Below are 15,512 nucleotides of genomic sequence, written 5' to 3'. Positions count from 1 at the left end.
ATCATCCGTGAAGGCCGCAAATTCGCCTTAAGGAGCCCCAATGTTTGAAGGAAGCTGTCACTGCGGAGCCGTTCAATTCAAAGTTGACGCTGAGCTGCCAACCAAGGCAATCAGTTGCAATTGCTCTCACTGCCGACGGAAAGGATTTCTGTTGGCTTTTTTCCCAGCTGAGCAATTCACATTGGCGCAAGGTGAAGAATCCCTGGGATCTTACATGTTCAATACACACAAGATCGAACATCGGTTTTGCCGGAACTGCGGTACTGAGCCGTTCGCTTATGGGGCAAATCCAGACGGATCAGCAGTTCGTGCGGTCAATCTGCGTTGCGTACCGTCAATCGACCTGGATGCTCTGGAGCTCCAACGCTACGACGGCGCGAACGCATAGCTTCATCAGTGGACAGATCTGGATCAGATCCAGCACACAGCGGCAAAATGGATGCGGTTCTGCAATCATGAACGCCCAAACATGGCCTTCGGCAACATCACTCCAAAACAGCGGCTGGCCATGGCCGCATAGCGTTCCTACTTCTGCCAAACGCTAAAAATGGGGAGATTACCATCCCAGCCTGGCCTATTTCAGCGCTCGACGCAGGAAGATAGCCAGCACCCCCAGCAGCAGGCCCAGCACTCCCCCCAGTGCGATAATCAACGCCCGTCGTGGCTTCACGGGCTGGCTGGGCGGAAACGCTGGCCGATCGATGTAGGCGAATTCCAGATTGGTCGTCACGTCCAACTGCTGCAGTTGACGCTCTTTTTCCAGTAAAGACGGCAGCTTGGGGATATAGGCATCATCATCGGTACGGGCCTGCAGTTCCGCCAGTATCGCAGTCAACGCCCGCGTGCCCTGCAGATACATCAGCCCTCCGCCCCGTGACATATTGTCGGACCACTGCGTCTGAGGCGACGCATCCTGCAGCCCGATTCCCTTAGCCACAGATAGAGCATCCTGCGCCTGGCGGATGGAAGACATGCGATCGGCCTTGGCCTGATTGCGCAAGGCCTGGATATGCTCACGAACCAGCTTCAAGACGAACCCTTGCCTGGCAGTCAACGCCCCCTGGACCTGGCGGCGCGTCAGATCCTGTGTCGTCTCTAGATAACGGTTCAGCCAATCGACCAACTGTTTGGGATCCGAACCACTGAATGCCAGGGTCGTCACCGTTCCATTGATCTTCGGGGGGGTGATCGTCAATGCATTATCCAATACGCCCTGCCACTGCGCGTCCGCATGTCCGGCCCGCCCCGATAGATCCGGAATGAAGACCTTACTCAGAAACTCGGACTGAACGACATTGGACTGTAGATTTTCCGTGTACCGATCATACAGATCCTTATCATCCGGCAATGAGTTTGAACTCTGCGTCTGAATAGGCAAAACAACTGATTTATTGGCATCCTCTGGCATCAGGCGTTCCAGCTGATCCGCTAGGCTATGATAGGCTGAAAGCTGCACACCTGCCGGCGGCAGGATGCGAAATTCCGCCTGATATACCGGCTTTGCCAAAAATGCATAGGCTGCCGAACAGGCCAGGACAGTCAGGAACACAGTCCCCATCAGCCGCCGCCCCTGCCAGAGCAAACAGCAAAGCTCCTTCAGATCGATTTCATCGGCAAAGGAACCCGCATTTTTATTCATGTCATCATGCATACCGTATCACATCAAAAAAAAATACCAGCCATTCAACCCAGATTCTGAGGCCGATATTCCGGCACCCAGCGCTTCAATCCTGTTCGTACTGCCACGTCATCCTGCGGGGCCTGGGCCAGCCACACGATCAACGCTTCATACAACCCATCCGGCACAGAGCGCGGTCGGGCGATGCGCAATTTTTCGTGTGGCGTCGGCAGCGTTTCCTCCGCATCGGCCAGCAATTCCTCGTACAACTTTTCGCCAGGACGCAGGCCCGTATACTCAATCCGGATCTCAGATTCTGTATAGCCCGACAGGCGGATCATATTACGTGCCAGATCGGCGATTCTAACTGGCTGCCCCATGTCCAGGACAAAGATCTCCCCCCCCTGCCCCATTGCAGCGGCCTGCAGCACTAGTTGGGCCGCTTCAGGGATAGACATGAAATAGCGGTTGATCTCCGGATGCGTCACAGTCACTGGCCCGCCTTGGGCGATCTGGGACTGAAATTTCGGAATCACGCTGCCTGTGCTGCCCAGCACATTGCCGAACCGTACGATATGAAATCGCGTTGTACCGGGCCCGTTCTGCATGACTTCACAGACCATTTCCGCCACCCGCTTGGTCGCCCCCATGACATTGGTGGGGTTGACGGCCTTATCCGTGGAAATCAGCACGAACCGCTCCGCGCCCGCGTCCCGGGCGGCTCGGGCCACTGTCAGCGTACCAGCGATATTATTGCGTACCGCCTGCCAAGCATTGCCGATTTCCATCAACGGCACATGCTTGTAGGCTGCAGCATGGAACACCACCTGAGGATGATGCAGCGCAAAAACCTGGGCCATGCGGGCAGGATCCTTGACGTCACCCGCCAAGCGCACGATGGGCAGATCCGGTTGGTGTTCACCGAACCATTGCTCGATCATGTACAGAGCGAATTCGCTGGCCTCCAACAACACGATACATTCCGGCTGGAATCGCGACAACTGCCGGCACAATTCGCTGCCGATGGATCCCCCAGCGCCCGTCACCAAGATACGCTTGCCGTGCAGCATGGTCTTCACATTATCGTTATCGATCCGCACGGATTTGCGTCCCAGCAGATCCTCGATCTTGACCGGGCGCATGACATTGATGGCCACCCGGCCGCTCATCAGTTCCGCCAGCCCAGGGATGGTGAACAGGGTGGCGCCCGCCTGGGTGGCCAAATGGGTTACGGCCTGGAGGGCCTCGGCCGGGGCTGACGGCATGGCCAGAACCACATGGCGAGCCTGATGGCGCCGCAGCACAGCAGGCAAATCCACCGAGGCGCCTTCAACCCGGCAGCCGCTCAGTTCCAGCCCCCGTTTATGCCGGTCATCATCGACCAATGCCACCACCTGCCACTGCGGACTGCGAGCCAGTTCGCGCACCAGCATCGCCCCCGCCGTACCAGCCCCTACAACCACCACCGGCTTACGTTCCGCGTCCGAGACTGGAGACAGCCGGGACTCCCGCCAGATGCGCCAGGCGATGCGCCCGCCCCCCATCACCACCAGCAGTAGCAAGGGATATATGACCACGACGGATCGAGGAATCAACAGCCAGGATTTGCTGAATAGAGCCAGCGCCAAAATAGCCACAACAGAGACCATCACTGCGCGAACCAGACGGCGCAGATCAGGCAGGCTGGCGAAGCTCCACATACCGCGATACAGCCCTGCCCAGCGGCAGGCGATCAGTTGAACCGCCAGCAGCACCAAGAGCCCATACACCATGTCCTGATGGAACGTCTGCGGCCAAGTCAGATTGAAGCGAATCAGGTACGCCCCCGCCCACGCCACCAACACGGCCAGCAGGTCGAAGGCAAAGACCAACAGTGAACGCACATTGATCACAGGCCACCCCTTAACGTGCAGCTTGCGCCATGACGGTAGTCAGCGCCCGACAGGTCTGATCGATATGCTCGTCCCGCAGGGTTGGATGCACCAGGAACATCAGGCTGGTATCGCCCAACTCCTGCGCAACTGGAAGACGTTGGGACGGCCGGAACTCCGTGCCATCGAACGCCTTTTCCAGATAGACCTCGGAACAGGATCCGGAATACGCCGGCACACCCTGATCCAGAATAGCCTGCTGAATCCGATCCCGCGACCAGCCGGATGCCAGCGCCTCCGGGCGGACGAACACATAACATTTATACGCAGCATGATCGATTCCGTCCGGCACCGCAGGCACACGCAGACCCGGTAATGCACGGGCACAGTCCCAGATACGGCTGGCGTTCCGCGCACGCGCCGCATGCCAATCCGGCAGCCGCCGTAGCTGGATCCGCCCGATGGCGGCCTGGACTTCCAGCATGCGCCAATTGGTACCGAAAGACTCATGCAGCCAGCGGTAACCGGGGGGGTGTTCGCGCTCGTACACGGCATCCCAGGATTTGCCGTGATCCTTGTACGCCCACATCCGCTTCCACAGAGCCGTGTCGTTCACCGTGACCATGCCGCCTTCGCCCCCCGTAGTCATGATCTTGTCTTGGCAGAAAGACCAAGCGCCGACATGGCCGATGGAGCCCATCTGGTGGCCCTTGTACCTGGCGCCATGCGCCTGGGCGCAGTCTTCGATCACATACAAGTTCTGATCGTGCGCCAGATCCATAATGGGATCCATATCGCAGGGCCAGCCTGCCAGGTGCACACAGATCACTGCCCGAGTACGCGGAGTCAGCACGGCGCGGATCGTATCGGCGGTGACGTTCTGAGAATCTGGATCAACGTCAGCGAAGACAGGCGACGCCCCCGCATTGACAATACAGGACGCCGATGCCAGAAAGGTGCGCGACGTCACGATCACTTCGTCCCCGGGGCCGATCCCTAGCCCCTTCAGTACCAGATCCAGGGCCACCGTACCATTCGCCAGCGCGATGGCATGATCGGTCCCTGCCCATGCAGCGAATTCTTCTTCAAAACGTCGACATTCCTGCCCCGTCCAATAGTTGACTTTATTGGACAAAATGACGTCGCGCGCAGCGTCGGCTTCTTCAGCCGTAAAAGAGGGCCAGCAGGGAAAAGAGGTATTCAGCACAGTTAAACCTGATTATTTCGAACGACAAGTAGATAAAGGTCGGGCGGGCACGCCCACAGCAACGACACCATCGGGCAAATCAGAGACAACTGCAGCGCCAGCGCCCACCACGACATCCTGGCCAATGCATTGGCCTTGCCGAACCACGGCACCAATGCCGATCCAGGACCGGTCGCCGACGGACACTCCGCCAGCCAGACGCGCCCCCGGGCTGACATGAACCGCATTCCCCAATACACAATCGTGATCGATGCTGCACCCCGTATTCAAAATGGAACCGTCGCCAATCCGTGCATCCGCGTTGACTATAGCGCCAGGCATGACGACAGAGCCAGCGCCCAAGCTGACGGAACCGGATACCACCGCAGCGGGATGGATGATGGTGGACACAGAAGCACCTGCTGATCGTAGCCGATCCAGCAGGCTAAGCCGTATCTCATTGCGTCCAATGGCCACAATCACCCCATCAAGATCTCCCAGTGCCGCAAGCAAAGCATCTCCATCGCCGACAATGGCCCAACGACCAATAGCCGATTTATGGGGCCAGGCATCATCATAGAAGATCACGGACTCCCATCCAGCAGCCAAGGCGGTCTCAGCCACCACTTTCCCATGACCGCTGGCTCCCAGGACTCCCAAGCGCTTCAACGCTTGCTCCCGGTAAATTTGGACATGGTTGGTTCACCTGCCGCACTGATGTCACGGCGGTTGACGACACGCAAAACCGTCAGGCACAAGATCTTGACATCCAGCCAAAATGATTGATGGTCCACATACCAGGCATCCAGGGCAAATTTTTCTTCCCAACTGATCGCGTTACGACCATTAACCTGCGCCCACCCCGTAACACCCGGGCGCACCTCATGGCGCCGGGCCTGCTCAGCCGTATACAAGGGCATGTATTCCATCAACAAGGGGCGCGGCCCCACCAGGCTCATCTCTCCCTTCAGGACATTCCAGAATTCGGGTAATTCATCCAGGCTAGTCGCACGCAAAAAACGACCAAAAGGAGTCAGGCGCTCGGCATCCGGCAGCAATTCGCCATCTGGCCCGCAAGCATCCGTCATAGTGCGAAATTTAATCATCTGAAACGATCGGCCATGCAGCCCAGGGCGCGTCTGACGAAAAAACACTGGGCTGCCAAATTTGAAACGCACCAGAATCATCAGCATCAGCAGAGGCAATGCCAACACGACCAAGCTTACCAAGGCCACCATGAAATCAAAGAGGCGTTTCATTCTTGTCGCTTCTATCCGGCGCACACATCATCCAGCGTCTGTGCCAACCGCTGAGCTAACTGTACAAAACTGTGATGGCTCTCCACATATGCGCGCCCAGCGCAGCCCATGCGCTGGCGCTCAGCCAACGGGATACTGGCAATTCGCACGATGGCTTCTGCCAGATCACGGGGATGGCCCGGCGCCACGGTCAGACCCGCCTGTGCATCTTCAACGGGATTATTTGACGCATCACAACTGAAAATGATCGGGCGGGCGCCTGCCATAAAATCAAATAGCTTATTGGAACTGATGCCATAGCGAAAGACGGGGGCATCAATCAGATTGAATACAAAGGCATCCGCCTGCGCAGCCAAGGCTGGTATCCGGCTTTTGGGCACAGGCGCCTCAAACCGCACCCAGCCCAAACCCAGCGCCCGCGCCTGCTCTTGCAAGGCAGATTTAAGCGGCCCATCCCCTATCAATCGCAAGCGAACTGGAGGTGCATCAGGCATACGCTCCACCAACGCCATAGCCTGCAGCACATTGTCCAAGCCATTGGCCTGCCCATGCGCACCAAAATACATCAGCGTGAAGCCATCATCACCCAATTCGCCAGCGGGGGCGATCTGATCAAACAGTGACAGATCCACTCCGTTAGGAATCCACACTACACGCTCACGCGCCACGCCAAGGGGCACGATATATTCCCAAGCACGAGGCAACAGCACGATAGTGCGCGCCGCTTGACGGTAGAGCCAGCGCTCCAACTTGCGCAGCCCCCACGTCAACAGCGACTTTTCACTCAAACGTCCCATATCCACCAAAGTTTGCGGCCACAGGTCACGCACTTCGAAAATGAATGGCACCCGATAGCGTCGCGCCAACAGCGCCCCGGCCACAGCAGCGAAAGGATGCACACTGGATCCGATCACCACGTCTGGACGCGGCAACTTAGCCGTGGTGTGCCGACGAAGCACGGCCCACGTATAAGCCAACATATTGCGCACGCGAGCGCCGCCATTCCCGCTATAAGCCGGTGTCTGGATCCACAGAAACGGTACGCCCTGCAATGTTTCTAGGCGTTGAGTCTCATCCGCAGCCAGACGCTGCAGGCCCGAGGCGTGGTCCACACTAGCCGCAATGATGCTGGCTTGCCAACCATAGGCCTGCAAATGCTCTGCCAAGTGAAAATGCCGTGTGCCGCCAGCCCCACCTGGGTCTTTGGCATAGTGATTCAGTATCCAGACCTGTTTCATCAGACGCCTAAATCCTTGGCCAGCCGCTCTACAATCCGCTGCGCTGCATCCCCCGACCCATACGGCTGCAAAGCCTCCCCATGGCTTCCCAAGGCAGCATCAATGGCCCGTGCTACGCTACCATCGTCGACAGGTGGGGCAAGGCGATTCCATCCCGCCGTCACCAGTTCCACCCATTCAGTTTCATCACGCAGAGTGACACAAGGCACCTGATAAAAGAAAGCCTCTTTCTGCACTCCACCCGAATCGGTGGTAATCAATGCTGCAAATTTCTCCAGTTGCACCATATCCAGGTACCCGACCGGATCAATCAAGCACACCTGCTTCGCCAATTGTTCCAGACGTCCACATTTCTCCAGAACAGCACGGGTACGCGGATGAAGTGGCCACACAACAGGCAAGCGACGCGCAGTAGCGACAAGTGCGTCGACAATGGCGTTCAAACGCTGAGGATGATCCGTGTTCTCAGCACGATGGACGGTAGCCAACAGATAATTCTTCTGCTGCAAGCCAAGCCGGCTCATCAACCCACATCCAGCCTGTATGCGAGCGCCATGGTGCAACGCGACATCAAACATAACATCACCCACGGTTATAAGATGTTCGGATGCAAACCCCTCGCGCGTCAAATGCTGAGCAGCGACCCGCGTAGGAGTAAATAACCAACGCGAAATCCGGTCGGTAAGAATGCGATTCACCTCTTCGGGCATCTCCATATTAAAGCTGCGCAGGCCCGCTTCGACATGCGCCACTGGGATGTGCAGCTTGACAGCAGCCAGTGCGCCAGCCAGAGTGGAATTGGTATCACCATAGACCAGCACGGCATCGGGTTTCTCCCGCAGTAGAACGCTCTCGACCTCGGCTAGCATCCGGCCCGTCATGACGCCATGACTGCTCCCGTGAATATCGAGAAAATAATCAGGTTTGCTCATGCCAAGTTCGGCAAAAAACACATCTGACATATTGGCATCGAAGTGTTGGCCGGTATGGACAAGCACTTCCGTCAGGCCTTGTCGCTTGGCAATAGCATGCGAGACCACACTCGCCTTAATAAATTGCGGGCGTGCACCCAAAACAGTCAAGATTTTTTTCATAGCACTAAGATAATGGCTTATATGGATGCATAAAGTTGCAATAATTTTTGCTCTTCAACGCCCCAGTTATAAGAGGCTTGCACGGCCTTCTGGCCATTGTGCCCCATACGTTCTGCATCTACAGGGTTGGCCACTAGGTAGTCAATAGCCTGGGCGATCGCTGCTGGGTCTAACGGGTCCACGCACAGCCCACATTCATTGCCCTCGACAATCTGCCGCCATAGAGGGAAATTCGAGGCAATCACTGGCACGCCCGCACTCATATATTCAAACATCTTATTAGGCTGCGCATCTATATGATTGGGCAGAGGTAAGAAAGTCACGATTCCACCTATTGCCATTGCCAACACCTCAGCCACCTTTCGCCTGTCGAGAAAGCCGAGCTCATCCACCTGACTCCAGCCTGCGTCAGCACCTACCCGAGCTTGCACAGCCGGTTCAGAGAAGCGGCCAACTAGTTGTAGACGCGCCCCACAAGTCACCTTTTCCATCGCCTGCACTACTTCCAAAATGCCTCGGATACGGCCAATGCCGCCCACGTAACACACTTGGCAGCGCTTCACCGACCAATCCAATGCATCTATAGACAGCTCCCCCAGCAGGGGATAATTATTAACATCCACACAGCGCATGCCCATAGCCAAGAACTTATCACGAATATATGGCGTAGCAGCTACTATCGCATCCAGCTTTCCGCATACTGATCGCTCGTATGCGGCAAAAGCGTGCGATAGCCCCCATCTGGCAATTCGATTTAAATATGGCTTACTCAACAACTGCTTGGGCACATCCTCGTGAGCGTCAAAAATCACTGCTTTACCACGCTTTTTAAGCTTGGTACCGATAGGCAGCAGCTCTGGATCATGCATATGGTATACGTCGGAATCTAATTCCAGCGCCTTCCTCAACACTCTCCCAGGCGCATATCTAATTCGAGCAAGCCGCCCCCGAGAGGCACCGACATCATGAATCGCGACTCCATTTTTAATTTCGTCACCTTTACCATCGGCCACAACCAAGCTCACGACATGGCCGTGGCTGGATAACGATGAGCATTCCTTAAGAAAAATACGGGTATCGTACCGCGAATGAACAGAGGTCAGATGTGTAATTTTCATCGATAAAAAAATATGAAACTCGTGAGCCAATCGACAAATTAGGAATACACCTTGATAGTACGGCCAAGGCTTCTTGCCACCAAGGATTGAACGCGCTTCAGCAAAGCGCGGCGGCTGTCCCAATTGGGAAAATCATCGTAGCGATGTATGGGTGCGTCAATAAATTGCTCGAACTCAGAACGGGAAATGCGGAGTTTTTTACAAAAATAGGAAATATCCGTTTCCAATTCGATCGGATCATATAGCGGCTCTTCCAATTTCCTCAACGCCTCATCGCGATCCATCTGCCCGGAGGCGATAAGACTGGAAAAATGTGGACGACGCTTATCCATTTCGAATTTAGTAGGCAAATAATAGTTCTGGAAAAGCTTCGTGAACAGAGACTCACCATGCTTGCGAGGATAAGGTTTATATCCAACTCTATCTTCCAGCTCGATCAAAGCTGCTCCCTTATCATAAGGCATGTAATTTAACGGCCTCAATGTACGCATCTTCTTAAAGAATGGATACCACACATAATAATCAAAGAAGCTTATGGTGCGGTATTGCGATAACCGATCATTACCATATTTACTATGAATAGCCTTCAAGTTGATCGCATCCATAGCGCTACCATGCCATGACGAGGGGAAAATACCCTCAGTGGCTAAATTCCCGCCAGACAGGATATAGCGAATGCCATTATGCGTGGCGAAATGATACAAACTAGCGAAAAAGATATGGTCCTGAGGAACATCTTGATTCGCTACTCCAGCGCGCAAATACGCCAAGTGCAAATCGCGCATTTCCTCCCAGTCCACTACGTGAGTGTGGAGATCATAGCCACAATGCCGAACAATAGACTCAATATTGGAGACTGCAAGCTCGCTATTCCAACCGGCATCCACATGCATGACTAATGGCCGCAACCCCCATTCATGTGCCTTGATAGCCAGATAGGAACTATCTACCCCACCACTCAATCCTAAGATGCAATCGTATTCTTGTCCTCGACCGTGCCCTTTAATCTTCTTTACTATATCCTCCCATTGATGGCGTCCACTTTCGTTTGGGAACCACTCTCGGCCCGCCCGCTCATCAAATTGATGACAATGATTACACACACCACCCTCATCAAAAATAATTTCAGGATCCGAGGTATCCATCACGCATCGCGCACAACATTGGTAACTATTTTGATTCATGATTTAGAAAACGCTCTTTTCAATTCCACAGCCTTGGGATAACTAATCAATACGGCACGATGTTTCCCATGAAATACGAACATACTGCCCGCAGCCACCGCTGACGCACCGCCATCATTTATAGCCTGTACAAGATGTTCCATGGAGCCGGCCCCACCACATATTACTACTGGCACGGGAGTTTGCTGAACCACACTGCGTACCAAGCTCAGATCATACCCCTCCATCACACCATCGCGGTCCACATCATTAATAAACACCTCTCCCACGCCAGCCTGCACGAGATTATCAATGTGTCTTTTTAAATCGATCCCCGTTTCCACAGTGGCGGATTGAGCCATTACGCTATAGCCGCCAAATAACTTACGTTTGACATCGACTGCGCCTACGATAGCTTGACTACCAAATATATCCACAGCAGCTCGAACCACATCGACAGACTTCGTCAACTCCGTATTGATCACCACCTTCTCAACCCCCGATCGGATCAACTTCCGGATCTCAGACACACTACGTATTCCTCCCCCATATGCCATAGGCATAAAAGCCTCGCCGGCCATTTCTGCCACCAGGCCATAATTAGGCTCTCTTCCTAAACGAGATGCATCGATATCTAGAACAATAATCTCATCCGCTTCTTTCTCACTGAATATCCTGACCGCATTGACAGGATCTCCAATATACACGGCATTCTTATATTTCTTCGTTTTAACCAAACCATTGCCCCTCACTAGTAGGCAAGGTATAACACGAGGTTGGTACATCGCTATCCTCGCACAAAAGCAGCTAGAAATTGCTTACCAAAGCGGTGGCTTTTTTCAGGATGAAACTGGACGCCAACAACATTATCTTTCACGATTCCAGCCGCAAACTCTACACCGTAATCTGATGATAAGAGTACATCATGCGGGTCATTTGTCATCATGTAATAACTATGGACAAAATAAAACCGAGCATCAGGTGCCATCTCTTGAACTAATGGATGTTTGGGCATCGCTGGGTAGACTCTATTCCAGCCCATATGAGGCACGCGCAAGCCTGGCATGTGTGGGAAGCGTTTGACCTGCATGTTCACCCACCCTAACCCGCGTTCTGCCCCTTCAGCACTACCCACCCCCAGCATTTGTGCTCCTACGCAGATACCCAATAATGGCACACCCCGCTTCAGCACTTGCTGCTCCAATACGGGAATCAAGCCACTAGCATGCAAGTTCCTCATACATGCATCGAATGCGCCGTTACCAGGGAGAATAATATGATCAGCCTGCTCTACATCCTCCGCAGTAGTCGCAATCCCGCAAGGAAACCCGAGTCGCTTTAGCATATTAGCAACCGCTCCGATATTTCCTATATCATAGTCAATAATACCGATCATGAAACTATCCTTCTCTCCTCACTTATGAAGCACCATCGAAAATCATTACTTTTCCAGCGAGGAAATCGAGGAAGAGGAACGAGAAAAAGGAACAAGCAAGCCTTCTTTTTTCAATAGATGACGAGTTTAATGTGTCATTGAAATTTCGTTTATTTCTTGAATATCTTTATTAAAGCTCACTCTCACAAACAAGCTCGGCGGAACATATAAATCACTTATCTCTTGCTCGGAGAAATTTCCCAAGAGATTCCAATGTCCAATTTTTTGGGCATATTCTATTTTGATTCCCGTATCATTTGATTTTTTATATTTCACTGACAGGCGAGTGTTTTTCTTTGGGTTTGTAAAAATGACCCAACCTGAACAGTACACATTCATACCTGTCGAAGGATCCCCATCCGAAACGGAACTAACGTTATAATCGAAATTACCTCTTATCCTATAATTACATGCATTAGTAATAGGCGCATACTCAGGATTAACAAGCATGGGAATCACTGCTTGCAAGGCGGTGTTTTTATTGCCATTATCTTGATATATATTTAATCGAATTCTGTCAGTTACTATTGGTCTGTCAAAAATTATGATTTTTCGCTTCTTAGCGTCATCATTTATACCATAAACCCTCTCCCAATGCCCCCCCCCACAAACGCATCAACAGAATAGCTTCTAGGTGAGGCTTTCTGACTATTCCCATCAATCCAAACGCCCGACACAGGCTTAGCTTCAACTAGATCTACTTCAACCCACGTTGGAAAATCCGCATGGGACCAATAGCGACTTCCATAAAGCCCTGCTGCTTGATCGGGCCCATGATTAATCGGATCCACAGATCCTTTAGCAGCATATTTATAGCCATTAAGCTCATACGCCTGAAACCTACTCGCCCATACCAGGAACTCGCTATCGCTAGTTTGATCGTATAGCCAGAGCAGCTGCTCCACATGAAGTGCATTATAGTCCTCACGCGGAGCAATAATACGATCCGGGCCAGGCTGCCCAAGAGAATAATAGGAAGTAAAGCCAGCATCAAACTTCGGTAGATCTCGCCTCACAGCAGCCACAGCACGACGAACCAGATCACCCCATTGCTGATCCCCAGTTAGTCCCCCATAATCAATGATGCCGGACAAAGCAGTGATATGTCCATTCAGGATCTTATAGCTCCGTCCATCATGGCTAGGAGCCTCTTCGATCCAAGTCACATCATTATCTTTTGTTATGACCCCTCCCTCCACTAAGGTATGTTTATAAGCTTCCATCCCATCATGAGCAACCCCTCTGTATAGCTCGTTCCCCGTGAGTCCCCAGGCTCGCAACAGAACCGCAGCAATACGCGCTTGCCCAATTCCTGAGATCCATCCCGGAGGCAAATCAAAGACTTCATTGCGAAATGGATAGCGCCAAGAAGCTATCCCGTTCTCATAGTCAGCAGATCTGACCAAATAGTCTGCTTGCTTTAAAAAGGCCCTCTTATAGCTCTCATTCTTACAATCACTATTTATAAAATCTCGATATAGCGCATTAGCATAGTTGGATATAAAGTATGGATTTCTAAATTTTCCAAGATCACCATAAGCTATACCATAGTCATATACCAATATACCCTTCTCATCCAAGCTGAACATTCCAGATGAGGCATACGATGAAGCAGGGGCACTAATAGTTCGTGGCGCAATAGAATATTTCACACAGGTATCAGCGTAAACAACAGAAGCCCCTATAGTCAAATAGAAAAAAACAGATATGATCGCACATTTTTTTATTTCAACCACACAAGGGGCTTTACAGACAAGGTCGTTCATTCTTTGGCTCTAACAAAAATTATTTGTTCATGAAAACATATTTAATTAAATGAACATCCAATGATATTCAATAATGAACATCATTAAAATCAGCACATTCTTAGGAAGCTTTATGTTCTCAAATTTATGCAATCATAGGATTAATTTATACATTACGAACGGAGAATCGGTGTCTGTCAAGGTAGTTGGAACATGAGTCATGCTGCTTCTAACTCTTTTTGGTCATGACTGGCGAGCATGTCCTTATCAGGAATGAGCCATACAGCACCGACGGGCTGGCAGTTGCGTACAGCACCCGACCAGCGGGCGGGATGGCGAGCCTTGGCCTCAGAGAGCACGTGATGGCGCCTGCGCAGAATCTCGCCATCAAGCCCGACGTGGCGCTGTGCCGGCGTGACACAGTGGATCTCGCTGTGACGATGGATATCGTTGTACCAATGAACGAAGGACGCTACCCAGCGGCGGGCGGCCGTCATATCGGCGAAGCCATCGGCGGGATACTCGGGCCGGTATTTGCAGGTTCTGAACAGTGTCTCGGAGTAGACATTGTCGTTCGACACCCTGGGTCGGCTATGCGATGCGCGGTGATGCCCAGCTCTTCGAGCTTGATGTGGATGGTCGATCCCTTCATGGTCGAACCATTATCGGCATGCAGCACCAGAGGACGATGGCCGCACTGCTCACGCAAGACGGCACGCTGTATGATGGCGGCGCTATTGGCCATGTTTTCGATGTCGAACACCTCGTAGCCCACGACCTTGCGGCTGTAGATATCCACGATCAGATGCAGATAGAAGAACTGACCGCGCACCTGGGTGGGCAGGTAGGTCACGTCCCATGTCCAGCACATATTGGGACGATCAGCTTGGTGGCGCCGTGGCGGCTCCTTATGGCGGAGCGCAGCCTGACGGCCACGGCGCCGTTGTTCCCCGGCCTGATGCAGAATGCGGTAGAAGCTCGATTCGCTGGCCAGATACAACCGCTCATCATCCAGGAGTCGGGCCACGATCTGTGCGGGTGGCACACTGGCGAACTGTGGTCGGTGGCAAACTTGGAGCACGGCCTGGCGCTTTGCGGGTGTCAGCGCGTGGACCGGGACTGGGCGGGCAGCCTGTGGGCGGCCATCACAGCCACCCTGCGTCCAGCGCCGGTAAGTGTTCTGGCCAATCCCAAGCTCGGCGCAGATGCTGCGCAGGCGTGCGCCTGCCTCCAATGCTCCGTTGGCCAATTCAAGGATTCGGCGGCGATCTGTGGCATTGGTCATTTTTCCTCGCCCCCCCCCAGATCGCCTGGACTTTTTTTCTTAAGACCAGCAGCGCCGTGGTCTCGGCAAGCGCGGCATCCTTGCGGCGCAACTCACGCCCCAACTCCTTGATGCGTTTGCGTTCGGCCTTGGAGACTGTGTTTGTGCGAGCCTCGGCCATATCGCTACGATCATTGGCCTGTTCGCAGCTCGCTCGCCAGCGACGGATCTGCTCCGGATACAGGCCAAGACGACGACAGTACTCAGCCAGGTCTTCTTCGGTCATGGCTGCTGTCTCCAGGACAGCCAGGAACTTCTCTTGGGAATTCCAGCCCTCGGGGGTCGGTGCGGCGTTTGGCCGCAACCGACCACGGCCACGGGCGCTCTTGCGCCAGTCGTACAGGGTGGCCGTGGAGATGCCTTCTTCGGCAACTACATCATTCACGGTGCGGTTGTAGGGCGCTTCAAGCTTGGCAAGGATCGCCTCGCGGCGTTCTGGTGGGTATTTCATGGGAACCTTC

Annotated in this window: 14 protein-coding genes and 1 pseudogene; 1 reads left to right on the top strand and 14 read right to left on the bottom strand. The window is 53.4% G+C overall.

What is annotated here, in order from left to right; genetic code table 11:
- Positions 1-40 precede the first annotated feature (40 nt).
- Positions 41-388, top strand: a complete 348-nt coding sequence (locus WA928_RS11400; RefSeq protein ID WP_424303582.1) for a GFA family protein — start codon at positions 41-43, stop codon at positions 386-388.
- A gap of 186 nt (positions 389-574) precedes the next feature.
- On the opposite strand, the gene WA928_RS11395 is transcribed toward WA928_RS11400, so the two are convergent.
- From WA928_RS11395 to WA928_RS11330, 14 genes and pseudogenes are all read right to left on the bottom strand, one after another.
- Positions 575-1,639, bottom strand: a complete 1,065-nt coding sequence (locus WA928_RS11395; RefSeq protein ID WP_424303579.1) for a Wzz/FepE/Etk N-terminal domain-containing protein — start codon at positions 1,637-1,639, stop codon at positions 575-577.
- A gap of 44 nt (positions 1,640-1,683) precedes the next feature.
- On the bottom strand, positions 1,684-3,501 hold the full coding sequence (locus WA928_RS11390; RefSeq protein WP_424303576.1) for a polysaccharide biosynthesis protein: 1,818 nt from the start codon (positions 3,499-3,501) through the stop codon (positions 1,684-1,686).
- Between the two features lie 19 nt (positions 3,502-3,520).
- The gene (locus WA928_RS11385) at positions 3,521-4,696 is read right to left on the bottom strand and encodes a DegT/DnrJ/EryC1/StrS family aminotransferase (RefSeq protein WP_424303573.1); all 1,176 of its coding nucleotides are present in this window, start codon (positions 4,694-4,696) and stop codon (positions 3,521-3,523) included.
- 12 nt (positions 4,697-4,708) lie between these two features.
- A complete protein-coding gene (locus WA928_RS11380) occupies positions 4,709-5,335 on the bottom strand; it encodes an acetyltransferase (protein WP_424303615.1) in 627 nt (208 codons plus the stop codon).
- 5 nt (positions 5,336-5,340) lie between these two features.
- On the bottom strand, positions 5,341-5,934 hold the full coding sequence (locus WA928_RS11375) for a sugar transferase (RefSeq protein ID WP_424303570.1): 594 nt from the start codon (positions 5,932-5,934) through the stop codon (positions 5,341-5,343).
- Between the two features lie 11 nt (positions 5,935-5,945).
- Positions 5,946-7,172 carry a glycosyltransferase family 4 protein gene (locus WA928_RS11370; RefSeq protein WP_424303567.1) on the bottom strand — a complete coding sequence of 409 codons (1,227 nt, stop codon included), beginning with the start codon at positions 7,170-7,172 and terminating at the stop codon, positions 5,946-5,948.
- A complete protein-coding gene (gene wecB / locus WA928_RS11365; RefSeq protein ID WP_424303564.1) occupies positions 7,172-8,266 on the bottom strand; it encodes a non-hydrolyzing UDP-N-acetylglucosamine 2-epimerase in 1,095 nt (364 codons plus the stop codon). Before wecB ends, WA928_RS11370 begins: the two co-directional genes overlap by 1 nt.
- A gap of 17 nt (positions 8,267-8,283) precedes the next feature.
- Positions 8,284-9,507: a glycosyltransferase family 4 protein gene (locus WA928_RS11360; RefSeq protein ID WP_424303561.1), complete on the bottom strand. Its 1,224-nt coding sequence runs from the start codon at positions 9,505-9,507 to the stop codon at positions 8,284-8,286.
- Entirely contained in the window at positions 9,423-10,568 is a 1,146-nt protein-coding gene (locus WA928_RS11355) for an N-acetyl sugar amidotransferase (RefSeq protein WP_424303558.1), read from the bottom strand. The genes WA928_RS11360 and WA928_RS11355 overlap by 85 nt, the downstream gene beginning before the upstream one ends.
- Complete coding sequence (locus WA928_RS11350) at positions 10,565-11,332, bottom strand: AglZ/HisF2 family acetamidino modification protein (RefSeq protein ID WP_424303555.1); 768 nt, start codon at positions 11,330-11,332, stop codon at positions 10,565-10,567. Before WA928_RS11350 ends, WA928_RS11355 begins: the two co-directional genes overlap by 4 nt.
- Before the next feature lie 2 nt (positions 11,333-11,334).
- The gene (gene hisH, locus WA928_RS11345) at positions 11,335-11,943 is read right to left on the bottom strand and encodes an imidazole glycerol phosphate synthase subunit HisH (RefSeq protein ID WP_424303551.1); all 609 of its coding nucleotides are present in this window, start codon (positions 11,941-11,943) and stop codon (positions 11,335-11,337) included.
- A 126-nt stretch (positions 11,944-12,069) separates the two neighbouring features.
- The gene (locus tag WA928_RS11340; protein WP_424303548.1) at positions 12,070-12,432 is read right to left on the bottom strand and encodes a hypothetical protein; all 363 of its coding nucleotides are present in this window, start codon (positions 12,430-12,432) and stop codon (positions 12,070-12,072) included.
- Between the two features lie 122 nt (positions 12,433-12,554).
- The gene (locus tag WA928_RS11335) at positions 12,555-13,748 is read right to left on the bottom strand and encodes a D-glucuronyl C5-epimerase family protein (RefSeq protein ID WP_424303545.1); all 1,194 of its coding nucleotides are present in this window, start codon (positions 13,746-13,748) and stop codon (positions 12,555-12,557) included.
- Positions 13,749-13,945: 197 nt separating this feature from the next.
- Positions 13,946-15,502 (bottom strand): annotated as a pseudogene (locus WA928_RS11330) (IS3 family transposase).
- Positions 15,503-15,512: the final 10 nt, after the last annotated feature.

The sequence above is a fragment of the Castellaniella sp. genome, from assembly GCF_049651205.1.
Classification (GTDB): Bacteria; Pseudomonadota; Gammaproteobacteria; order Burkholderiales; family Burkholderiaceae_B; genus Castellaniella.
Note: the sequence above shows the minus strand (reverse complement) of the source record. Positions and strands in the feature narration are given on the sequence as shown.